24 protein-coding genes and 1 pseudogene are annotated in these 23,497 nt (G+C 42.6%); 21 read left to right on the top strand and 4 right to left on the bottom strand.

Going from position 1 to position 23,497, the window contains the following annotated elements; genetic code table 11:
* The first annotated feature begins 17 nt into the window (after window positions 1–17).
* From B9N86_RS23925 to B9N86_RS23895, 8 genes are all read left to right on the top strand, one after another.
* The gene (locus tag B9N86_RS23925; RefSeq protein WP_208915604.1) at window positions 18–440 is read left to right on the top strand and encodes a hypothetical protein; all 423 of its coding nucleotides are present in this window, start codon (window positions 18–20) and stop codon (window positions 438–440) included.
* 87 nt (window positions 441–527) lie between these two features.
* Window positions 528–827: a hypothetical protein gene (locus tag B9N86_RS23920; protein WP_208915603.1), complete on the top strand. Its 300-nt coding sequence runs from the start codon at window positions 528–530 to the stop codon at window positions 825–827.
* Between the two features lie 155 nt (window positions 828–982).
* Window positions 983–1,270: a hypothetical protein gene (locus B9N86_RS23915; RefSeq protein ID WP_208915602.1), complete on the top strand. Its 288-nt coding sequence runs from the start codon at window positions 983–985 to the stop codon at window positions 1,268–1,270.
* A 102-nt stretch (window positions 1,271–1,372) separates the two neighbouring features.
* Complete coding sequence (locus B9N86_RS23910) at window positions 1,373–1,762, top strand: imm68 putative immunity domain-containing protein (RefSeq protein ID WP_208915601.1); 390 nt, start codon at window positions 1,373–1,375, stop codon at window positions 1,760–1,762.
* A 143-nt stretch (window positions 1,763–1,905) separates the two neighbouring features.
* Window positions 1,906–2,934, top strand: coding sequence for a hypothetical protein (locus B9N86_RS23905; protein ID WP_208915600.1), 1,029 nt, complete (start codon window positions 1,906–1,908; stop codon window positions 2,932–2,934).
* A gap of 48 nt (window positions 2,935–2,982) precedes the next feature.
* The gene (locus B9N86_RS23900; RefSeq protein ID WP_208915599.1) at window positions 2,983–3,534 is read left to right on the top strand and encodes a hypothetical protein; all 552 of its coding nucleotides are present in this window, start codon (window positions 2,983–2,985) and stop codon (window positions 3,532–3,534) included.
* Window positions 3,535–3,601: 67 nt separating this feature from the next.
* Entirely contained in the window at window positions 3,602–3,727 is a 126-nt protein-coding gene (locus tag B9N86_RS30715) for a hypothetical protein (RefSeq protein ID WP_280174955.1), read from the top strand.
* A 161-nt stretch (window positions 3,728–3,888) separates the two neighbouring features.
* The gene (locus B9N86_RS23895; RefSeq protein WP_208915598.1) at window positions 3,889–4,677 is read left to right on the top strand and encodes a sugar phosphate isomerase/epimerase family protein; all 789 of its coding nucleotides are present in this window, start codon (window positions 3,889–3,891) and stop codon (window positions 4,675–4,677) included.
* A gap of 317 nt (window positions 4,678–4,994) precedes the next feature.
* On the opposite strand, the pseudogene B9N86_RS31040 reads toward B9N86_RS23895, so the two are convergent.
* A pseudogene (locus B9N86_RS31040) lies at window positions 4,995–5,135 on the bottom strand (transposase domain-containing protein); the annotation flags it as partial.
* The gene (tnpA, locus tag B9N86_RS23885; RefSeq protein ID WP_208915597.1) at window positions 5,101–5,319 is read right to left on the bottom strand and encodes an IS66 family insertion sequence element accessory protein TnpA; all 219 of its coding nucleotides are present in this window, start codon (window positions 5,317–5,319) and stop codon (window positions 5,101–5,103) included. The pseudogene B9N86_RS31040 and the gene tnpA, both read right to left, overlap by 35 nt.
* Window positions 5,320–5,490: 171 nt before the next feature.
* On the opposite strand from tnpA, the gene B9N86_RS23880 reads away from it, so the two are divergent.
* The 10 genes from B9N86_RS23880 to B9N86_RS23835 all read left to right on the top strand — a co-directional run bounded on the left by B9N86_RS23880 (window position 5,491) and on the right by B9N86_RS23835 (window position 12,467).
* Window positions 5,491–5,949 (top strand): hypothetical protein, encoded by a 459-nt coding sequence (locus B9N86_RS23880; protein WP_208915596.1) that lies wholly within the window; start codon window positions 5,491–5,493, stop codon window positions 5,947–5,949.
* Between the two features lie 37 nt (window positions 5,950–5,986).
* Window positions 5,987–6,673: a DUF1963 domain-containing protein gene (locus tag B9N86_RS23875; protein WP_244562829.1), complete on the top strand. Its 687-nt coding sequence runs from the start codon at window positions 5,987–5,989 to the stop codon at window positions 6,671–6,673.
* A gap of 94 nt (window positions 6,674–6,767) precedes the next feature.
* Window positions 6,768–7,286: a hypothetical protein gene (locus tag B9N86_RS23870; protein ID WP_208915595.1), complete on the top strand. Its 519-nt coding sequence runs from the start codon at window positions 6,768–6,770 to the stop codon at window positions 7,284–7,286.
* 92 nt (window positions 7,287–7,378) lie between these two features.
* The gene (locus B9N86_RS23865; protein ID WP_208915594.1) at window positions 7,379–7,993 is read left to right on the top strand and encodes a hypothetical protein; all 615 of its coding nucleotides are present in this window, start codon (window positions 7,379–7,381) and stop codon (window positions 7,991–7,993) included.
* Between the two features lie 86 nt (window positions 7,994–8,079).
* Entirely contained in the window at window positions 8,080–8,703 is a 624-nt protein-coding gene (locus B9N86_RS23860; RefSeq protein ID WP_208915593.1) for a hypothetical protein, read from the top strand.
* 140 nt (window positions 8,704–8,843) lie between these two features.
* Window positions 8,844–9,806, top strand: a complete 963-nt coding sequence (locus B9N86_RS23855; RefSeq protein WP_244562828.1) for a serine hydrolase domain-containing protein — start codon at window positions 8,844–8,846, stop codon at window positions 9,804–9,806.
* On the top strand, window positions 9,719–10,147 hold the full coding sequence (locus B9N86_RS23850) for an SMI1/KNR4 family protein (protein ID WP_208915592.1): 429 nt from the start codon (window positions 9,719–9,721) through the stop codon (window positions 10,145–10,147). The genes B9N86_RS23855 and B9N86_RS23850 overlap by 88 nt, the downstream gene beginning before the upstream one ends.
* A gap of 106 nt (window positions 10,148–10,253) precedes the next feature.
* Window positions 10,254–10,820: a hypothetical protein gene (locus tag B9N86_RS23845; RefSeq protein ID WP_208915591.1), complete on the top strand. Its 567-nt coding sequence runs from the start codon at window positions 10,254–10,256 to the stop codon at window positions 10,818–10,820.
* 55 nt (window positions 10,821–10,875) lie between these two features.
* Complete coding sequence (locus tag B9N86_RS23840; protein ID WP_210190607.1) at window positions 10,876–11,544, top strand: hypothetical protein; 669 nt, start codon at window positions 10,876–10,878, stop codon at window positions 11,542–11,544.
* A 215-nt stretch (window positions 11,545–11,759) separates the two neighbouring features.
* Window positions 11,760–12,467, top strand: a complete 708-nt coding sequence (locus B9N86_RS23835) for a copper amine oxidase N-terminal domain-containing protein (RefSeq protein ID WP_208915589.1) — start codon at window positions 11,760–11,762, stop codon at window positions 12,465–12,467.
* A 170-nt stretch (window positions 12,468–12,637) separates the two neighbouring features.
* On the opposite strand, the gene B9N86_RS23830 is transcribed toward B9N86_RS23835, so the two are convergent.
* Entirely contained in the window at window positions 12,638–14,341 is a 1,704-nt protein-coding gene (locus B9N86_RS23830; protein WP_208915588.1) for a hypothetical protein, read from the bottom strand.
* A 41-nt stretch (window positions 14,342–14,382) separates the two neighbouring features.
* Entirely contained in the window at window positions 14,383–15,324 is a 942-nt protein-coding gene (locus tag B9N86_RS23825; protein WP_208915587.1) for an FmdB family zinc ribbon protein, read from the bottom strand.
* A gap of 492 nt (window positions 15,325–15,816) precedes the next feature.
* Here B9N86_RS23825 and B9N86_RS23820 point away from each other — a divergent pair, with 492 nt between their 5' ends.
* The 3 genes from B9N86_RS23820 to B9N86_RS23810 are packed head-to-tail and all read left to right on the top strand — an operon-like array spanning window position 15,817 to window position 23,455.
* The gene (locus B9N86_RS23820) at window positions 15,817–17,601 is read left to right on the top strand and encodes a vWA domain-containing protein (RefSeq protein WP_208915586.1); all 1,785 of its coding nucleotides are present in this window, start codon (window positions 15,817–15,819) and stop codon (window positions 17,599–17,601) included.
* A 15-nt stretch (window positions 17,602–17,616) separates the two neighbouring features.
* Window positions 17,617–21,006: a tubulin-like doman-containing protein gene (locus B9N86_RS23815; RefSeq protein WP_208915585.1), complete on the top strand. Its 3,390-nt coding sequence runs from the start codon at window positions 17,617–17,619 to the stop codon at window positions 21,004–21,006.
* A gap of 1 nt (window position 21,007) precedes the next feature.
* Window positions 21,008–23,455 carry a tubulin-like doman-containing protein gene (locus B9N86_RS23810; RefSeq protein WP_208915584.1) on the top strand — a complete coding sequence of 816 codons (2,448 nt, stop codon included), beginning with the start codon at window positions 21,008–21,010 and terminating at the stop codon, window positions 23,453–23,455.
* Window positions 23,456–23,497: the final 42 nt, after the last annotated feature.

Raw genomic sequence — 23,497 nt, 5'->3', positions numbered from 1 at the left:
AATTGGGGGTAATTGTCTTGGAAAATAGAAATTGTCTTCATAATTTTATTAATTACTTGGATGATGAAGATGTGTATGATGCTTTAGAAAAATATTGGATTGACATGTTTTTTATGTTGTTGCATAAAGAAAATATTTATGGTAATGATTGGATATGTCCTTATTATAACACTACCTTCGGTAATGGGAAAAAAATGATGGATGGAAATCCTATATTTTCAGCAAAATCTATAAAAAAGGATGAAATAATAAGAATTATTCAAGAAAGCCCTAAGAATGGGAATGTATTTTCTTATTGGATTAATAGTTCTATGGGGAACAATCAGAGCCAGAAAGAGTTGGTGATCGTTTGTACATTAAATAATTATAACTTGGAAAAGATAAACGATATAATCATAAGCTGGATTAAAGGAAATTTGAAAGATACAAACTATAAATAGACATGGTGGAATGGTGCTAGTAGGGTTCCAAAAGGTGATCCAATTCATACAGCGAATAAATGGGCAAAAGGAGTAAGTGAAGTTTTAGTGGAAGAGGAGTTAGCATATTATATCAGAATAAACGCTGACTGGAATGAAGAATCATTTATAAAAATGATGAGGTTGATTAGGAATGTGATGGAAGACTATTCAGATGATCTTTATTATCACAAAACATTTGTGTTTTATTGCACGGAAATTATTAGAATAGTAATTGGGACAATTTCTCGTGAAGAATTCTGTAATTCATGGTCGGAGGGTTATACAAAAGAAAGTTATAAAGATTTTATAGTAGAGAGAATTAATCAATTAAAGTTACTTCAGGAAGATTTTATTATGACGTTCTAATAAAAGAAATAGCAGCTTGTATTTCTCTTTGTTAATTGGCTATATTTGCAAAAAAATACATCTATATCAAAAGAGTAGCATTAACCCTTTGGGGATTTTATTGCTACTCTTTTTTAAGTGTAGACACTAAATAGGTTATAGAAGGAGTGCGTTGCATGGATTTTTCAATAGTTACAGATACTGCGGGTGCGAGAGTTGCTGAATTAGCTAGTGAATTAAGAAACGCATTGGTATCTAAAATAAAATCAAAATATTGTAATGTTGATGTTTCGATCGGAATAGCTTTTAGATGCTTACCTGAATCTTATAGAAGAAAGTCATTTATTAGATATAATAAAAAAGATAACTATCTGACAATCGATATTGCAGTTACGGTAGAAGAATATGAAAAAATGTATAAAGTAGAGCAACGCTATCATTTGGGGAATCTATTTTTAGAGTAAATGACATTAAAATGTGGGCAAGCGAGATCCCTTTGAAAATGGATAATGGTTCAACAAAATTGTGTAATTGGTTTATTGAAGAGATTGATTGGACTGTAGATCTTGATAAATAAAGATAGTTTTATGTTGGTTGAACAAAGAAGAAATGGAGAATATATTGGCGGAACCGATGATACATATACTTTAATCGACTATTTCGTTAACAGAGAATTTGAGTTGGATATTCCAGCAAAAATAAACGTTAAAAATATTTTGCGAGACTTTCAGCTGACTAATGCTTGGGAAATAAAAGACTTACGCCAAACGAAAGACATTTACTTTATTAGCGATAACGGGCATCGTCACGATATAGGCTGTGCGATCAATTTGTTGATGGATGTTACGGCTATTATTCTGGAATGTCAAAAAAACGGTAAGGTTCATCTTACGGATGTGGATGGCGGCATCATGGACAAAGATGCTGTCATTTCTATGACAGAACGGAACATGTAAAGTCACAAATAAGACAGCGCAGTGGACGGGGTTGGAGCGGCAGTTTGGCAAGGAAAAATTAGAATTTTATTTTCAGCCTGTCACAAGGCAAGATCGACGGTACACCCTGAAATGCGGAGATTATTCAGTAAGGAGGCGCTTATATGACGTTGGAAGAAGTGTTGGCGACGTTGCCGGAAAAAGGGAAGAAGAGAGAAGACGCTATTGCGCGATTGAGTCATGTGGAGGCGCTTCTATATCTTGTAGAACATGAGAAAGGGAAATGGAAAAAAGCGGCGTTAAAAGCACTTGCTCATCAAGAGTGTGGGGAAGCGACTGCGATCTGGGAAAAATATATGAAACACAAAAATTTGGGCGAGGACATCCTGATGCCAGCTATTTCGGATACGGTTTCGGAAGTGGTGGGCAAGCATTGCGGGAAATATTTTCACGAGCTGTTTCAACAGCCGCCAGATTTTCTGACCGATCAGGATGAGTTTGAACGATTCACTGCCGTTGTTTCCGTTATGCTTGGCAAAGGCAGCCCGTCCATGATCGGCGTCTACCGTCTCATTGCGGCGAATCAGCCATTGGTCGAGAGGCTTAAACTATTGGCCAATAAGGACTATGTGCACATTAACGATACGCTCAGAATGTGGAACCCGCAGCCCCAGGAAACCGTATGTATTTTCCCGCTTGTGCTTGCTGCTTCGATTATACGGAGCATGGATGAACGGTTGATTTTGTTGGCTGAGGACCTGTATACGCAATACGGTAATGAGTGGCTGATTCCTTATTTTTCCGCAAAGCTTCTTACCGACCGCGCAGACAACGTGTATGATGAATTTGCTATTTTTTTGCAGGATGAAGCATTAAATCGGTATATTCATATCAGCTTGGGACGGATCTATTATGACGATCAAATTGACAGTCACACAATGTCGGCATTTTGGGGACGTTACAGCTACGGAAGTTACGATCACAGAACCTTTTTCAAGCGTAAATTGGCGGAAAATCTGGATGCCAGGTGGTTGGAACGTTTGATGGAACATCCACACCTGAACGATAAGGTCAAATTTCAAGTTTACAATCGATGTCCTGTTATCTACGAATCTTACAAGCAGATGGTGATTGATTTGCTACCTAAGACGATTGAAGATGTACGGATGAGAAGTTATTTGGAACTATCATAATAGAGAAGCGAGAACGAGCAGAATTCTGATTCCGGGAGAGGTGTTACTATGAGTATTGGATTGAATGAGATATGGGATGGAAAAATCCCTGCAGATGAAATGGATTTAGCGGAATTATCCGATAAAATATGGGAGATCGGCGAACTGGATGCCATCCAAGAGAAGGTGTCGCCAGAGTTATTTCAACTTCACATCGCCATCAATATGATCGGCAACTGGCAGTCGGATGGCTGGGACGGTATCATCGCGTATCAGCCGTATCTCGTGCCGTATATTTCCGAGGTTTTGGTGAAATTTGGCTTGCAGCATTTGCAGCATGCTTTTGACGAAGTCATTGCCATTTTCCCAGATTTCATTACGTTTGAGGATGGTTCACTTTATTGTGACATGATCAACTTCCTGCATAATATGCGACTTAAGGTAAGTGACGAACGTTTGAACGCGTATACGCAAGAAGAGCGTCAAGCCATGGTGAAGCAATATCAGGAAAAGCTCAATCAATTGGAAAAAATGACGGAACCCCTATGGGGATATGGCAGCCCTATGGACGGTTGGGCCATGATCTTTGATTATATACAGGCTTACGAAGTGAGAGGGTGATTACATGCAAAAAATAGAAACCTTATATAAACAGCGCTTCGGAGAATGAAAATAGGAAAGTAGGTTGATGGGAATGATCACGTGCAGTCAGGCACTCTTTGAAGCAGAAGGAAAAAACGTGGACGTCGTCGAAGATATTCATATTGGATGCGTGCTGGCAGATATGGATAGACAACGAGGGTCGGCAGGGTGACCTGCCGTTTTCTTATTGCTGGTAGATTGGCGTTACCGTTCCCATGTTCCTGTAGTGCCTGACGCACAAACGCTCACGCCATTGACGGTGATAAACATACAGGGAAATTACGTAAGCGCTGACAATTAGATACCATATAAAAGCAAGAAAGGAAGTGGCTTATGATTACCATTTATGATTGGTTTGGCTATGAATTGCCCAATAAGGAACGTTATAAGTTAATAAAAGAAGCTGGATTTGATGGCGTTTTATTATGGTGGAGTGATGGTTTTGGTCGTGACTGCTTTGGTCGGAACGATTACCGCAATGGGCCGCAAATTGCGCGAGAAGCGGGTCTTTTTATAGAAAATATCCATACACCAGTCCAAAACGAAAACAACCTCTGGCTTGACAATCTGGACGGCGAAATCGTAACTGATTGCTATTTGCAATGTGTTGCAGATTGCGCCGAATTTGAGATTCCGACAATGGTGGTGCACTTGCCGGGCGAAGACAATCCATATAACACATTGGGACTGGATAGAATCAAGAGAATCACTGAAAAAGCTGAACAGCTTGGTGTTAATGTTGCACTGGAGAATTTATGGAACCTTTCCAATTTGGCATATGTGCTGGAGCAAGTGGATTCCCTGCGTATCGGATTCTGTTATGACTGTGGACATCACTACCGCCATTATCCAGACGATGATTTATTATCCATGTACGGTTCCCGGCTGATGGCACTACATTTACATGATAATAACGGAAGTTATGCCCAACACGGGTTACCCTTTGACGGCACGATTGATTGGTCTACAACCATGAAAAAAATTGCGGAAACGGATTATTCAGGCGCGACTGCAATAGAGGCCATGAATTGGGATTATGAGGATTTATCGGCTAAAGAGTTTTTACATAAGGCGTTTAAGCGAGCAAAAAGGCTGGAAGCATTAAAACTCTATAATCAATGAAAACGGAAATAATCTGCAACAATCTTTGATATATGCAGGATACCATAATTAGCAGCATCTTCGCCTTATTTCCCAAAGACGAATAAAAGGCGCATTTACCTGTCGAGTAAAGCCCGAACGTATTCAGCGCTCGGGTTTTTGAGTATTTGGAGGGGCGTATTGCCGTGTGGTCGCTTCAGGAGCATGTTATAATATACAGTGACTTTACAAGTGATATAGGTACGGATTCTTCGTGTTAATGAATGTAAATCAGCTATAATATTTCTATAGTCAAATAGCCCCCACCTTGTAATGCAAGATGAGGGCAGTCGAGCCTGCTATTTCGATGTGAACACCCGACAGGTCAGAGGTAAGGAAATCGACCATGGCATAAAGCGATCCAGGACACTCGGGTCTTTCGGATCGTCTAATTGCGGGAGTTGTTCAAATAGATACTTTAAGTACTGGAAAGGGTTCATGATGAATGCTTCGAGGCTGTAGAAGATGAGGTGTCAGCTTGACGGGGCTGAGTTTACGAAGCCAATACTTCAGTTGATGAATCGAGTATTGGCGCGATTCACACCACGCTACCATCGTGAGCCCGCTCGCCTTAAAATCCTCGATCCGCGAGACCCACTCTTGATGGCGTTGATCTTTGTCCATAGGATAACCTCCGAGTTTGGATTTGTTTCATTGTCCCATGGATGATCACGTATGTTTTGAAACTATAAAATAATATTCGGTGAATATACTTGTAATATCAAAAGAGTAGCATAAATCCCGAGCTGGGTTTTATCGCTACTTTTTTTAAAATGAATTCATTTGCCTTATTGAGTGGATTTTTCAATAGTTACAGATACTGCGGGTGCGAGAGTTGCTGAATTAGCTAGTGAATTAAGAAACGCATTGGTATCTAAAATAAAATCAAAATATTGTAATGTTGATGTTTCGATCGGAATAGCTTTTAGATGCTTACCTGAATCTTATAGAAGAAAGTCATTTATTAGATATAATAAAAAAGATAACTATCTGACAATCGATATTGCAGTTACGGTAGAAGAATATGAAAAAATGTATAAAGTAGAGCAACGCTATCATTTGGGGAATCTATTTTTAGAGTTCCTAAACACTGCGTTAGAGAAACACAACTTTGAAGGGCTTGAGAAAGAGATGTTCATAAATGACTTAAATGCCTTTTGGGATGATAGTGAGGTAGTCTTGTTTTTAGAAAAAGGAATAAATGTCCATTTTAACAAAAGTAAATTAAGTGATGACTTGAGACCTAATATCTAGCTTTATGCATCCATACTCATGGAGAAAAAGTTAACTGATGAAGCTAAAAAATGTAGAAAATAAGGATGGTGTTGAAAATATGTCAGTTGAAATTATTTTTAAAAATGTTGAAAATGAATCCAATGTACCTCGACTTGGCGGATATAGCTTCTTACCTGAACATATTGATTGGCCATTAAATCCAGATGGAGATAAATTAACACTTGTATTATGCTTGCCAACGGATTTTCTTAATAAAACTCTAGATTTAAACTTGCCAAAAGCTCATCTGCTGTCCGTTTTTACAACGTATAAAAAAGATGATTACTTTTTAGATTTAATCACTTTTCATGGAGATAAAGAAGAGTTAAAAAATATTAAAGAAGGATTTACAAGAGTTTTATTACACGAAGCAGGTGATATTCGAAATGAATCAGATTTCCTAATACCAGCACAAGAGTTCATTTTGGGGGATGAATTGAATTTAGATTTAGAAGAAGTAGATGAAGAAAATTTGGATGATATAGAGATTTACTGCGGTTCGTTGATTGGCCCTAAACCATCTCTGTTACAAATAGAAAACATAGGTTTGGATGATTATCAATTTTGCCTACAAATTTATGGCGGTGATTTTCCTGAAGGATTTCATGATATATTTAGCCTTAGTGACTCGATCGGATATTTGTTTTTAAATAAAAATGTTGATCAGAATGATGCAGGTGTTTTTTTTACACAATGTACTTAGAAAAATGACTTTTAATATAATCCTAGGCTAGTTAATAAGCTCCCGAAACATATGCAAAGAAGACGTCATAAGCTCTTTCTTTACATATGTTTTTTTGTTAGATAAGAGAGCCATGCAAAAGTTAAATGTCCTTGAGGTGAGAGAAGTGGAATTTGAAATAATAATCAACCCAAATTTTAAGATTGGAATACGTGATCCAGAAGATACAACGATATCTGAAGCACTAGATAATAGGCTTGTTAATAGCCAACACTTTACAATGAAATGGCATGATACGTCATTAAGAATCAATTATGGAACACAAATAGCCGATGGCATAAGTGATATTGTTAAAATGTTAGAAGCAATAAAAAAAAGAGAAGCGCAGTTCGTTGTAACTTTCCCAAGTCAAGCATTTTTCGAAACATGGATATGTAAAATTGAAAAATGTGATATTAACATTAATTGGGGGAGTCGTGATGATTATCGGAGTATTACGATGAAAACCGATTTATTTATACAAGAGTGGCTCAAGCTATTGCATCAACTACGACAGGTCTTAATAGAAACGGGATATAATGTTACCAATCTAGTAGATTTTGATTTACTTGAAAATCTTGAAAGATTTCATTAGCCAATTTTTTAGAAAAGTTGAAGGAGATATGGTGTAGGCGGACGTCCATATAGATCAGCTGCACGGGAGCCAATTAGGGAGATGCTTATAATATGAGGGGAAAAACAGATATTCTGAGTATAATAATTTACTACTATAGAGATGAAGAAAGAATGAAAAATCTTTGGTCAAATAAAAAAGAGTTTTCAAAGATTCTCTCTCTAGTAATGGAAGTTGAGCATGATACCTCTTCAACAACGATGTTACAAAGTTGTGCAGAGTATTTTATAAACTTTACTAGTGTTTTTTTAATAAAACAAAGTTCTGATTTTTTACATTTATTTTCTGAGATAAATGACAGTAATAAACGTGGTTCGTTCATGAAAAAATTTTTTATAAATGATCTTGTATCTGATAATATTATTTTCAATTTTTTAAACGATGTGGAAGTGATAAAAAGAATAGGTTCTTACAAACAGTGGATAGAATCACCTATTATGATAAGGGCACGAAAAATTATTACTACATCGAATGATAGTGAAATATCTGTAGACAAAATTATTCCATTAGATTTGGATTTAGATAATAGTTTTCAAGAATATTTATTATCTTGGGCTTTTGAAGAAAAAAAATTAACTAAGGACGGGAATGAATATTTTAGAAAGAACTTTGAAAAAAAGTATAAACAAATATGTTCTGTCATGGAACAAAATTGTGATAATTTCTAGTTGTTTAATGATTGGGAGTTTATTGGAAAATTATCAAATTTGATGGTCAGCTTATATTGGGAAAAAGGTTTGAAGGGGGTTTGAATATGATAAAAAATGTTTGGAAAGCTAATCAAGTGATTAGTATAGAAACGAGGTTGAAGGACGAAGGTAGGAAGAATAATATTTATGTTTTAGCACAAATGATTAGTAAGGCCCAACTACTGATTTTTGATTTATATAGTGACGATAATAGTTGGGGGGAAGTTAATTTAAACGAAGTTCCTATTTTATTTAGTACGTCCGTAACAAGACAGTTTATTAAAAATAGTAATATATATAAACAAAACATGAAACCCCTTATAAATTACAAACTCCCTAATTATAAATTAGAATCTTTAGGTATGGGAAGTAGACATGTGACTGTATGGAAAGGAACAACAAATGAGCGGAAAGTATTGATACTGGGTCAAGGTGGAGGCAGGTTAATAGAAGAGGACATGTCTACTGGTAGTTATAAAACGAAAATAATTATGCCTTCAATTCCTGAAACAGATAGCGAGACCATAGATAAATATGAATTAACCAATGTCCGGGTTTATCCAGAATTTAATGAACGATTATATCTTTGTTATAAGTTTGGGAAAAACGTAGATCCTTTAAAAGATCTGATTTTTGATAGACCAATTCCTTTAGAATATAAAGAATATATCGACATTATCTCTTCATAAAACAATCTTGATAAGAGGTTCAATAATGGATATAGAAAACGGTGGAATATGTAAAAGGTCAGAATTTTGGTCTAGTTTAACGGTGATTGTAATAGGGAGTGTTTAATAGGCTATAAAGAAATAGACTGAGAGATATACATATGAAAAAATTCTTGAAAATTTCCTCTATTACTATTCTTGTTATTGTAATCGTGTCTATAATGGCTGTGCTATTATTTGGACGTAACAACCATAGTAATTTATCTGGAAGCGTTTCCGATAAAATCGATCAATATTTGATAAATGAAAAATTTCAGGGAACCATCCTAATTGCAAAGGAAGGTGAAATTTTATTTAAAAAAGGTTATGGATTGGCAGCCACTGATTTACCTAACAGCCCAAGCACGCTCTATCAGATTGCTTCATTATCTAAAACATTCACTGCAGTAGCAGTCATGCAACTAGTAGAGAAGGAACTTCTAAACTTAGATAATCCAATTTCGCAATACTTTCCAGACTTTCCGAATGGAGAGTCTATTACAATAAGTCATCTACTAAGTCATAGCTCGGGAATTCCGGATTATCTAAAGGCGAATTTCAAATTTGACTACAGCAAAGAATGGAATCCAAATGATATTGTAAAAACCGTTAGCGATTCTGAATTAGAGTTTACCCCAGGTAAAAGCTTTAGTTACAGTAATACTGGTTATGTGATGTTAGGACTTATTGTTGAGAAAGTCAGCGGGCAGTCATATGCAAATTACATAAATGAGCATATTTTTAAGCCAAGTAACATGTTTCATTCTATGTTTACGGTTTCGGCTGGTATACCAAAAGCGGAAGGACATGTAAAGGGGGAAGTCGGACCCGTAATGCATAATTCTGCAGCATTTGCAGCTGGGGATATCATTTCTACAGTTGAAGATTTAGAACGGTTTGACAGAGCCCTGTGTAATAATTTATTGATAAGCAAAGAATCATCAGAACTGATGAGTATGACGCATGCTAAAAAGTTTCCGTCACAATATGGATATGGATGGTATACGCAAGATGTCATGGGGAAAAAAGCAGTAGGGCATCCAGGAGGATATCCAAGTGGTTTAAATTTAATGATCAATATATAGAGTTTATTAAATTATTTGGCGGGGCTTATGGAGGATTGACCATCAGTGCTTTTAACAATGGAGATTTAATTGGAAAGTCAACAGTCGTCGATCTTACTTTAAAATTTAGAAGGATATTTGAAGAAGAAATATTTGATTTTGATGGCATAGAATTTGAAGGCGAAAGTGTAGAGTTTTTACTAAAAAATTCGTACGTTATTTCAGATGATGGTTCTGGGAATCCAATCCTTATGAATGAACATGGAGGAATATTTATTTTTCTGCATGATTCTGGAGAAGTGGAGTTATTATATAATTCGTTAGAAGAATTATTAATCGAAACTTACTCAAAAATATCATAAAAGAATCTATTAGCTGATGTGCACAATTGGATAAGCTTGATTTACAATGATGGCTCGTACCCTTATTTCAAAATCATCCAATAGAACAAAGTAAGAGGAGTTTATCATGGAAATAAGAAAAAGGCTTAGCAGTCAGCTAGAAGGACTTAGTATAAATGAAATAGTTTATCGTTTTATCACGGAGCCTACTACATTTGAAAACAGTGTATATGATGAATCCTATGACGTACTAAAAAGATATTGCAATAACATGTCTGGCGATGAGAAGTTTGATGCGATTTTATCATATTACATAGAAATCCTTAATGATCAAGAAGTTGAATTGAAGTTGTATTTTTCAGAAAGAAAACGATACTTGCATGCGATTGAATTCTATGAAGACTCTCCGGATTTATTTGATTTCCAAAAATGTCTAGAGTCCAAAAATATTCGCGTATATGTATGTAAATCTGAGGATTTCGATTGGGAGTATGGAGTAATTCTCCTTAATAAAACAAAGGCGTTAGAATTTAAAGTAAATAAATCGTTAGGGAAATATGAAATCTTTCAAATAGAAGCTCCTCATGTTGGTGAAGATAAGGTGGAACGTACATCGAATAGGATGAGAGGGATTCAAACAGGATATAAAGAAATCAGCTTTCAGGATTTGCAAACATCTTGCTTTTGGAAGTAATGAAATTAAATTACATTACATTACATTACATAGTAAAGGATAGATTGGTGTGTACATGATGATAGAAAAAGATTACGGTTTTATTGTAAAAATTTTCGAAAAATATAGATCCTCATACAAGGCGTTGCTTCATCGAGTTGAAGATGTTGGAAATGAAACAGTTGTTTGGAGCAATTCTGATTTGGAGTTGTATCCATATCAATATGAATTAAATCAATTACCAAAACTGAAAGTATATAAAAATGAGCCGAAATCTAAGGAAGGAATTATTGTGAATAGGTTAAAAAACAATGAACTGTATTTTTCTTATAATGCTGAAAATAAAGGCTGGGGGAGCTCTTTCATAATGAATGAAGTTGAAAAGAAAATTTGTCTTAGATTTCTAAGTAACGAAGATGATGAAATGGTTTTAAGCCAAGTATATTGTGTAATATATGAAGGATCTGTGATTGAAAAAGTATTATTCTACACAAGGGACGATGATATGGACGAAGAAACGTTTATGATTGACAGATATTCATATAATGATAACACCACTATTCATACTATTATTAGAGACGGTTTCTTTGGGGAAAAATTGAATATTTTACCATTAAGGAAGTTTTGCTTTGAGTATTTAAATGGAGATGTATTTATTTACTCAAAACAATTGAAAAAAAATCAAAAGGATGTCGAAGAGTTTATATATACTACTGGAAAATCAAAAAATCTAAAAAACCAGTAACATCAGAGACAGGTAATTTGAAATCGAAATCAGGAAAATAAGACGAATCGTACCGGGTGATGTAATAAGCGAAAAACGTTTTTGAAAGTGGGTGTCCATAAAGCTATGAAATTCAAAATTGACATGAGCTTTTTTGCATGCAAATATTTTGGTTTTTAAAGCAACTTTAAAGGGTATTTAACGTTTGTAATATAAATGGGAGGGATTACAATTATATGAAGAAAAAGATGATCATTTCTGTCTTGGCTACACTGGTGACGGTATCCACTGTGTTTGGAGCTGCATATGCAAGTGGTGTAATTAAAATCAATGTCAACGGTAAGCAAGTCTCGACAGACGTTGCGCCACGAATGGTAAATAATCGAGTAATGGTACCTATTAGCTTTATTTCGAAAGCACTTGGCGCTAATGTTGCGTGGAATGAAAAAACACAGACAGTCTCAATAAAAAGTATTGGGATTCCTCATGAAAATGTTTGGAATGATGACGTAAGTAATATAGGTCAATTTACTGTTGCGGGTATTAACAACACAGTTCAAGTATTTATGGCTGGAATGGATACAGGTAGTGAAGATCTTCTTAAAAAAACTACGACAGACGACATGGACGTGGAACTATTAAAGCAACTACATTTTTCTATGGGACCAACCATGTTAGCTTCGCAAATTATGGATATAAAACAAATCAAGAATGGACAAAAAACAGAATATCAAGTTCGAGTGGCGATTCAAACATGGTTAGAAGAAACAACGATAGACTACTGGGATCTTACTTTAGTACTTGCTCCTTATATAAAAGAGGGAAATACAACGTCTACAGGAGGCAAAATGGAATATATCGTTAAGAAAAGAGAGGTAGTTAAATCAGTACCTATTGATGCACTTAGAGTATTCCCAGGATACACCCTCGACTTCAAGAAATAGATTGAATTCCCCCGTTATTAGGATAATGGATCCGTGTTTTCGACTCCTGAATCATCCATAGAGTGAATTGCATAAGGTTGGACTTCATTGAACGAAAAGAGAGCCTGATATCCTTACTTACAAGAGGATACCAGGCTCTGTCTTCTATCAGTCTGACCGCAATATTCTTATTATTCAACTTTCTCGACATGGAACACCGGAATAGTGACAATTTCGCTGTCTATGTATACTTCTATATAATAGCTGAAGATACCGCAAACTGTAATTGGTCCTTCCACGAATGCATAGTCACCCTGCAGCGCAATATAACTGTTACCCATACGGGCATAAGGCTTTTCATCGCTGTCAAGCACGATCTCGGATGTGAAACGCACCTTTTTGCGTGGATACTCTGGCAGTTTCTCCACCGGGATGTCGATATAATTCGCATTCGGGAGAAGTTCGACGAATTGGTAACTGTCACCGTAAAGCTCATAACGGGCTGTTTCATCTTCCTTCCCCGTTTCGTTCAGGTTATGCACGAGCAAAGAGCCGTCATTGTCAATTTTATAGCCGTCTGCCTCGAATGAGAACAGCAGCTCAATTCGATCGTTTGCCACGGTATAGGCACTGTAAGCGGCGGATCGAGAATTCGAATCATACTCGATGAGCAGGACAGGCCGTTCATTTGAACTCAATTGCTCTTCAACGGTCAGGCGGCGCACCTCATAATGGTAAGGTATTGGCTGCGGGTTGCGCAGCACTTTCGGCTTCGAAGTGCCGTCCCACGTTGCATAATACAAACGACGTTCGGTATCGAGTGCCATCGTATACACGAGAGCGCCAAATCGGTTTTTACCGCCTTCGATGATCGGATAATTGCCTTCCGGTAGCAAGAGCGAAGGCTCTGCTGCGGCCCATACGAGCCGGACGTCCGCGATTTCGGCAGTGGTGTCGCGGAAGCCGGACAGGTCTTCATACAAGCGAATCGCCGTCTCGTATTCCCCGGCCGCGACATGGCGGTCTGCCTTCCTCATCCAGTTTTTTAGTTCTTGCTCCAGATAATTGGTGACGCGGGACGAGCTGCCGGAGCGGTCCGCATAACCCGCATAGATGGTGGCATGGATTGCGAACGCTTTTGCATTGTTCTGTTCGCCATCTTTCCGCATGATCGTCTCAGCAAGCTCCTCCGACTTGGACTGCAGCCACTCCGCTGTGATGCCCAGCTTCTTGTAAGCTTTTGCCATAGTCACTGCTTCGTCCAGCATTTGCTGTAACTCCCCTTTGCCTGCGATACGGGCCAGCTTGGATTCATCATAGGAGCGGAACAGGGTATTCAGTTGGGTGGTTTTCTTCTCAGCTCCACCGAAGAGTGAGGACGGAAGAGTTAGCAGATTTGCTTTGAGTGATTCAGTGCTACTGTCTCCCTGCTGCTTGCTGGCAGCGAGCTGCTCTTCGAAATATGCCTTGAACTGAATCAGATGCTCGTTCATCCGGTCAGCGGCCGTTGCTGCGGTGAGCATTTGCTTGAACTCGTTGATATGGGAGCTGCCGGGCTCTAAGTAAGAGGAACGCAATTGCTGATAACGTTTGTACGCCTTCATGAACGTCTCAAACTGGAGATCAGCCGCAGCCGCATCTGCATCAGACAAAATCTTGTCTAGCTTGCGCTTCATAGCGGTAATTGGCGCCAGCTTGTGCAGCCGCTCGGCCAATTTGTCCTCCTCATAGAGAATCCATCGATTATTGTGCGCTTGTCGGTACGCTTCTTCCGCTGCAACGAGATCGTTAGCGGCGTACAGCCGATCGGCTTCCTTGATGGTATCAATCTTCTCTGCAATATGCACTCCCTTGATTCCAATCATTACCACAGTCGCCGCACATAATAAAATCATAAAATTCCGCGGGTTTAGAACCTCTCGTATCGTCATAGATATTAGTCTCTCTTTGCAGAATCCTGGAAATCAGGATCCCATTCATATTGGTCACGCACGATTCGTTTCACCTCTTCGGCTACACGATCCCACGGCTCGTTCGGATATTGCTGAATCATTCGGTGCAGCCGCAGTATGCGATCCTTCGGCAGCCGGTAGGCGTAACGACGAATCAAACCGGGATAAGTGAGCACATACCGTTTCATTCTTACGGCTACTCCGGTCACACCGGTCAGGATGTCCTGACCGTTCTTAAGACCGAGTATTTCTGGCTCGTAATGGATGATATATCGGAACGTGTCGTCTTTAATCAGTTCACGCTTTATCTTGGCGATCTCCCCGATATAATCGACCAGCAGCGGATCAAAATGCTGCAGCAGGAGCGGTTCCAGCTCCAGCTCCATATCTTTACGCAGTGCGAAGTGATGGAGAAGCCCAAGCTGCTGCAGTCGAAACGTATCGTTACGGATAAGGGGCCGGAGCTTGCGCAGTAGCTCGTAAGTAAGCTGCTTGTCCTCATCCCAGTGTGAGAAAGCTATCTCCCAGTCATGGTATATGTCCCGTGTAAGCTGCATCTGTTCTTGCTGCAGTAGTCGATCTAGCTTCAGGCTGATCTCAGAAGCGATAAATCTTCTCTGGACGAACCAGAGAATGACAATAAGTATTAGGGCTGTTGCAAGGCAAAGCATCATCTGGCCGAACGTATCGCTTAGAAGGACCCCAACCAACGTAATGAACAGCAAGAAGAGTCGCTTTGTCTGCATCGATCGTTTAACATTGACTGCTGCCTCACGTTCGATCGGACGCAGTGCAGTCTTGCCGCAGGAAGGACAGACTTTATCTTCCAGTGCAGAGAAGGAGCCACATGATTTACATCTACAAATTAAATCATAGAGTTGTTTTGGTTTGTGGTAAGGTCTGAAAAAGACAGGTATTTTTTTCATGGCGTCTTCTCGCTCCTATCGTTCAATATGGAGAGAAGCCGATGATCAATTTCGTCGGGTGCGGGTGTTTTTTTGTGTCGAATCCAATAGAGGACAACTTGAATGGCAGTAAAAAGAAACAAAACCGCGATACAACCGTATGCTAACATAAGAGAGTCCCTTCCTTATAAAAATAAAATCTTTTATATTTATGGAATTTGGTTCTTATTATTACTAGAAATGATATTGCTATATGGCTTTATTCCTATATCGTATGTGTAATAAGGTTGAACTTTACATTCCCTGATTATATCATAATGACAGTCGGTGATAGATAAAGTGAATATAATGTCATATCCAGTAATTTGATGAAGATAAACGGAACCAAGAGGATGTTTATCTCGTTTTAACAATAGTCAGGAACGATTAGGTATAACAATGCTGTGCCGTTTCAGTGGCGCTTGTGTGCCTACCAATACCCACCCTATCATTTTACGATAAAGGAGTACAACTATGCTTCAGAGAAAAGTGATTGCTTATATGATGTTGTTCACTCTGGTACTCAGCTTCATGCCATGGATTGGGAGAGAAGCCGCTGCTCAGGGTGCCCAAACAGCGTCCCAAATTGATGCGATGCTCGTTATCGATGTGAGCAACTCGATGGATACGAGTGACAAGGACAAAATCGGAAATGAAGCGATGAAGATGTTCATTGATATGTTGTCTTCTACCGGAGACAAGGTTGGCATCGTCGCTTATACCGACAAAATCGAACGTGAGAAAGCGCTGCTTGAGATCCGGTCCGATACGGACAAAGAGGATCTCAAGCACTTTATCGACCAACTGAACCGCGGGGCCTATACGGACATCGCTGTCGGGGTGAAAGAAGCCGTCAAGGTGCTCGAGCAAGGAGCTGATCCTGCCCATGAGCCAATGATTGTCCTGCTTGCGGACGGTAACAATTACTTGAACAAGAATGGTAGCCGTACACAGGCAGAGTCGGATCAGGAGCTGAGCGCGGCGGTAGCCGCTGCGAAGCAAAAGGGCATTCCGATCTACACGATCGGGCTGAACGCCGACGGGCAGCTGAACCAGGATGCGTTGGCGAATTTGTCAAAGCAGACGAACGGGAAATCATTTGTAACGTCTTCCGCGGACGATCTGCCGCAAATATTGAGTGAGATTTTCGCCAGCCATCAGAAGCTGAAAATCGTTCCGGTCCAGTCGATGACAGGCAACGGAAGCTATCAGGATGTAACGGTGAATGTGCCAAACGCGAACGTGATGGAGGCCAATATTTCCATCATGTCCTCAAAACCGGTCGACCTGAAGTTATACGATCCGTCCGGCAAGGAGGTCGCCATCCCTGATGATAATGTACGGCTGTCCCGCTCCAAGAGCTATTCCCTGCTGAAGCTGCTTCAACCGGCTCAGGGCGATTGGAAGCTGCAGGTAAAAGGGGCGAAGAAAGACAAAATCGATATAAATCTCGTTTTTAACTATGATTTAAAGCTGGCCCTGGACCCGATACCGTCCAAAACTTACAAACAAGGCGACAAAATCAAAATCAACGCTTACTTGACCAGCAATGGACAGAAGCTGCAAAATGATGCGCTGTATCGCAACATGAACGCTGTACTTCATGTCAAGGACCTTGATACGGGGAATAGCGTCGACCTATCGCTCGTTAACGAGGGAGATCGGTTCACAGGGGAGTTCGAGGTAAAGGACAAGCATGAATATGAGCTCAAGGTAAGGGCAGAGGAGAAAAGCTTCTACCGGGAGACTGAGCCGGTCAAGGTGAGTGCGAAGCCAGCTGCCGGCGCAGGGGCTTCTGCCCAGCCGGGTGCTAGCGAGGGAGAAGTTAAAAAGCCGTTTCCAATGTGGATTGTTTATTCAGCCACCGGAGGGATTGTGCTCGCTCTGGCGGCCGCCTTTCTGATTGCGGCATGGAAGAAGGCGAACCGTGGCTTCGTTGGTCAAATGGTCATTGAAGTACGGGATGAGAATACAGGCGAGAAGAGCCATCCTCAATATAAGAAATTGAACGCCTTCAAAGGCAAGTGCTCGCTCCACCAGCTGCTGCAACTGGCTCCCGAGTTCAAGGAGACCGAGAAGATGGTATTCATTCCGGACAAGAACGACCGCATTCTGCTCAAGAACGGCTCAAACGGAACTATTGAAAAATCGGGTCGTGCAATCGACGCGAGCAAAGGTTTGGAATTAAAGAGCGGCGATCGGATTACGGTGCCGTTGACTCAAGTAGATAAAACGATCTGGATCGAATATATCGTATAGGGAGGAACATCCATTATGAAACCAATCGTTAGAGAACATATTCAGCAATTGGACGTATCGCTGGGCGGAGGGATTGTCAGCGATAAAATTCGCGTTGATACGATCGATAACCCGATCCTCATTATCGGTTTGGGAGGAACCGGAATCGATGCGCTGCTTCGTTTAAAATATCAAATTAATCGCAGATTTAGGCTCCCAGAAGATCCGATCTCGAAGAAGAAACGCGATAAGCCAGATAATGTGGAGTTCCTGGCGCTAGAGACAAATGAGCAGGATCGCAATAAGAAATATCGCGGCATTGGTCTCGATCCGCTCAATGAATTTGTATTGCTGTCGAACGCCGAAATCGGCGGACTGCTGCAGAACCGCAGTATTTTGGAACCTTATATTACCGAATGGCTGTCCCCAGAGCTGAGCATTACCGACGGGATGAACGGCGCCGCCGGGGTGCGTCAAGCTGGACGGTTGTTGCTGTTCACCAAGATCAACCAGGTTGTCCAGGCGATTGACAAGAAGATCAAGACACTGTCGGTCGGAACGAATAAGAAGTTGATGGTATTTATGCTGTCCGGCTTGTCCGGGGGAACCGGCAGCGGCTGCTTCTTGGACATTTCCTATATCGTACGGGGCATTATCGAGCGGGATTACGGCTCGGCGGGCATCGATCGCGTCAATACGCTCGGCTATCTGTTCACTCCGGACGTGAACCTGTCGAACAAGAGCCTGAGCGAGCACACACGCGAATATATCAAGAAGAACGGATACGCCGCACTTAAGGAACTGGACTATTGGATGAACGTCGACAGCCGGGGTGAGCGTTTCCGGCAGAAGTACGGCAACATTTTGACGGTCAATTCCCCGCTGCCTCCGTTTAACCTGTGCCATTTGATCTCGGCGACAAACACGGAAGGGAAGCTGCTGGAGAATGCCTACGACTACTGCATGAATGTGACGGCGGAGAACATCACGAACTTCATGGCAAGCGAGGATAAACAGTCCGGTGAGGAATTCGCGATTCACGATTATATTAGCAATATCCGCACGAATATTGCCCAGATGAATCGAGTCTATCCGGCCAATTACGATTACAATATCATCGGTGCTTCGTCGGCGGTCCTGCCGATCGAAGAGATGACGACCTATCTCGGATACCGCCTCTTCCAAAAGATGGAGAAGATGTTCCAGAAGGCGCCGAGCCAAGAGGAAGTCGAGAAGTTCGCTCGCCAGTTGGGTGTCGATCTCGACACGATGGTGAAGACGTTCGAATCGCGCGTGCCCGATCCGCTGCCGGGGTATGAGAATAGCGAACGACTGAGCTATAACAATGTAGTGAAGCTGCAGGTTGTAAATATGGATACGGAGCTGGAGCAGACATTTTTGGCGCGGGCACGCGAGGAATACATCAAGGCGAAGAAGCAGCTTCCTGGTGAGATTGTTGGCAATTTCACCGATCAGATCCGGCGGATGTTCCTCCATCCAGAGCAGGGGCCGTTCTATGTGTCCCGTCTGATCTATACGGAGAAGGGCTTCTGTCTGTTGAAAATGCTGCTTTCCTACATTGAGACGCTGCGCGAGAATCTGCATCGTATTCCGCGCGACATCGAAGCGGCGCAGGAGCAGTCAAACGAACGTCTCGGGGATGCGAAGAGCGCCTTTATTTCCAAGGATAAAAAGAAAAACATGTATATCCAATCCAAAATTCAGGAGTATTGGTTGCATGCCGACGTAGAGCGTATGGAGCAGATGATCGAGTTCTACGAGGATCTGTATCAGCTGCTGAATCAGGAGAACAACCGCATTTATAGCGTATTTACTGAAATTTTGAACGCGCTCAACACGATCTTCGAGAAGAACGGCGACATTCTGATTAACGGTGAAGAGCAGGCCGATCACAAAGGTAACCGGACCTACTACTGGAATATTGTCAGTGTTCCGGACATTTCGAAAGTGATCAGCAATATTATGGATCAGAAGGAAGTCGACGACCTGATCCGCGACTTCTCGCTGGAGCTGCTGGATCACTCGAACCAGTGGATCAAGGAGCAGGAGCTCGATATCGTCAGCTCGATTTCGGATTTCCTGTCAGACAAGTTCGGCGATCTGATTACGCAATCGATGGAAGATTTCCTCGTCATGAAGTTTGGCAACGACGAGTCGATCGACAAGTTTGTCGAGCGCCAGATCGCAAGCAAGCTGGATGACGAGGCCGTTCCGGTGTTCCATCTGAGCAACAGCTCGGGCAACTTGCATTTTCCGAAATGGGGATTTGTGTCAGTGCCCGTGAAGGCGCCAAGCATTCTGAAGGGAATACGCAATTATCAGAACAATGCAGTCGGCAAGTCGAACTTCACCGTCAAGGAGAGCGAGGTGAAGAACCGCATCTTCTGGCTGAACACGCATAACGGGGTGCCGCTCTTCGTCTATACGCCGCTCAAAGTATACGAGGAGAGCTACGAACGCACCATTCTCGACAAGGAAGGCATCGGACGCCATCTCGTGCAGACCGACAAGGCGAACTGGACGTATCTCCCTTCCCCCATCCCGCAGCAATCTTGGGGGGACACGTACCGCAACGAACGGGTAGAGCAATACAATGTTCGCGTACGCGCTGAGTTTGAGCTCGGCCTGAAGTACAAAGCCGTTGTCGCGAAAAACATGGATGACAACACAAGCAATCGCTATGAGATCGTCTTCACGAAACCGTTCCAGCTGCAGGATATGCTGAACGGCTACGATCTGCAGCTGCAGGCAGCGAAGCCGAACCTCGGAGAAGTAAAGCGCGCTTATTTAGAACTGAAGCGGCTGTTGGAGGAAGGGCTAGAGCAGGTAGGAACGAAGGATATTTTCGGCAGCATTAATGAAAATCTGGCGAAGGAAAATCTAATCCGATCGCCGGAGCTGATTGCACGCTTGCGAGAGGAAATGGCTAAATATGAGGCGATCCGCACCCAGGCTGAACAATTCGAGCAGCTGCTCAGCCAGTATCAGGACGAAGAGAAATGGCAGGATCATTTCATTGAAGCACTGTACACGGGCACGATCTGCAAAAAAGGCGCACTCTACGTCTATGATCGGGATGAGGAAGAAGAAGCGTGGGAGCCGTTTGCCAATCTGATGAAGAGCCGGGACTATGTAGAATTTGAGGTATACGAGCATTTCCGCAGTTTGGATGAGAAGCTCCGTGGTACGTTGCTGCGTAAGTCGGCCCGCCGTGCGGCGGAGATGACGGCAACGGAGGATGTTGCTCTGCTGCTGACGAAGCTGGATGAATTGTACGCGGCGTTCCTGGAAGCCCGCGAACGTCTGGAATACGAGAAGATTGAGCTGGCGAACGGCGAGGATACCTACCAGTTCTACAAGCAATTGGCGACCAAGCTGAATGCGATTCGGAGAAAGTTGAAATAGGATGAAGACACAGACGATATTGGAAAAATACGCAACAGCATATTCACGCGATGAAGGGAGACTCAGCGGCAAAGACGATAGTCAGAGCAGCATTCATTATCCGACGGTGTTTCTCTTCATTGGTGACAAGGCGGGCGATGCAATTGAGCCGATGATCCGGATTAATGAGCGAAAATGGGATAACAGCGCCGGCGTCATGTATATCCACGCGCTGTCTCGTAACGCTGCTGCGTCCGCTATGGCTTCCGGCGATGGTGGGGACGGCAACAGTAATTCCGGCCGTCAAGACGCTTTTGCATGGCAGAAATCCGATTCCGGCAGAAAAATTGCTCGGCTCGTTCTGCCGGTTGACGGCCATGTTCCGGATAATAGCAAAACGATGCGCCGCGATGTGTACCGGCAGTTCTATGAGCATAACCGCGGATTGTTCGAGCTCAATCGCATTTTGCGGCAGGTGAGCAGTGATATCGCGGAGTACGGCCGGCTTTACGCCTCGTTTGACCGGATTCATTTGGCGGTTGTTACGAGAGTCGACGACCCGCTCAACGTGCTGGTACCGGAGATTACACTGCTCGCGGATGCGATCTTCCAGCAATCGTTCAAGTCGGTCCAGATGGACCTGTATGTGCTTATCAACGAACGAGAACAGGCGGATGCATTCGGCTATGCCAGCTCGGCGGGGGTCGCATACCTGCGTGAGGTCGATTATATGCAGAGTCCGGACTATTCCTTCTCGGCCCCTTTGCATGTGACGGAAGACGGGATTTCGATCGAAGTGACGCATCCCGCCTCACCATTGTTTGATCTCGTTTATGTGCTGACGGACAAAAATGAGCGGGGAATGTCGACCTTTGCCGAAGAGGACAATTACGAGATTATATGCCATATGAATCTATTGAAAAATCGGAAGCAGACCGGCTCGGGCCACTTGCATGAACGGGACAACTACAACAATACGTCCTTGCGGAACAATGTAATGACCGAATCTGGCCGCTATGGGTATGTTTCTGCCGGCTTGTCCAAGGTCGCGCGTCCGAACCATTCGATTGCACTCACCGTGCTGTATCATTTCTACCGCGGGCTGACCGACCGAATGAAGGCCGCTCCCGAGCGTACGCAGGCGGAGAAGCTGGCCTGGTTTGGGCTTGATCCTCAGGCAATCGCTGCCCGGGTTGATCGGGTTGTGCCGGATGAGGAGCTGCTTAGCGATATGAACGGCATCATGACCCATGGTATCAGCTTCGGCCAATTGAAACGCATGACGTTGCGCGAAGCCGAGGATGCTTTGTTCGGTAGCGGCTGCCATGCATACTTTCGGGATAATTATGAACAGGTTGCGGATAAAGGGCTCCGGCATCTGCCGGACGACGAGCTGGTGCAGATGGTCCGGGAAAGGCTGGCCGTGCAGGCGGATACAAGCTTCTGTCATGTGTACGATTGGACGAATGAAGCGGATGAAGGAGGGAGCGTTTGGCCGCTGCTGCACGGCCGCATCCGTGATGCAAGCCGGGCGCTGGAGGCGGCGCAGGCCGAGCTGGAGCAAAAGTATGCCGAGGCGGTGGAGGAGCAATCATTCCCGCGGATGCCGCTGATGGATAAGCATAATGTGCGCAATTTCATCCGCTGCTTTTTTAACACCGTGTACCGCCTGAAGCTTGAGGTGCTGCGGCTGGAGACGGGGCTGCGGCTGTATCGGAAATATGAAGCGGAACTGGAACGGTTGCACGTTATCTATAAACAGTATGTGCAGCAGATGGAATCGCTGGAGGAGACGCTCAGAGCTGCAGCGCTCATCAGCATCCGCCGCGCCGATGACTATATCGGCCAAAATATTATGGAGTACTACGAACGGGCAACGGCGGACATTATGCAGGAGATTGAAGCGAAGCGGGGACCGAACGCCTTTGGCGAAGAGCGGTATATGGGCAGCTTGTCCCGACTGCTGGAGCAGGGAACCGAATCGTTGGTTGAGCGGCTATGTGAAGTATGCAGAACGCATATTTTGACAGGACCGCCGTTCAGGCAGACGTTTGAGGAAGAATTGCTGCAGCGGGCGAATGTTACGATTGAATACAGCAATCAAGAGGTGCTGTCGAAGGACGAGCTGTTCAAGAAGCTTTACCGGACGCTGGAGGAGCATGCGGGCATACATGTGCGGCTCCTGGATTATACGCATGAACACCGTTACGAGGAAAAATATTTTTTTGGCGATGCGACGAGCGAGTTTATGCGTTATGCGCTGGGGGAAGAGGAGACATCCCGTATCTACAAACTCGGCTGCGTGCATGAACAGCGCACCAGCGGTGTAGAGAAGCTTAACATTATGGGCGGCTTCCAGATCGAGGATTTGCTGTATTACCGGAATGGAAAAATGTACTACGAGAGATATGTAGAGAACGGATATCAATTCCACGGCATCAGTTCCGAGCTGCTGCCTCCTGTCCGGTAAGCAGGATGGTTTGATAATCAGTCCCGTCTGTCTTCGTTACCG

Source organism: Paenibacillus uliginis N3/975 (assembly GCF_900177425.1).
Classification (GTDB): domain Bacteria; phylum Bacillota; class Bacilli; order Paenibacillales; family Paenibacillaceae; genus Paenibacillus_AQ; species Paenibacillus_AQ uliginis.
This window is presented reverse-complemented; position numbering and strand designations above follow the sequence as displayed.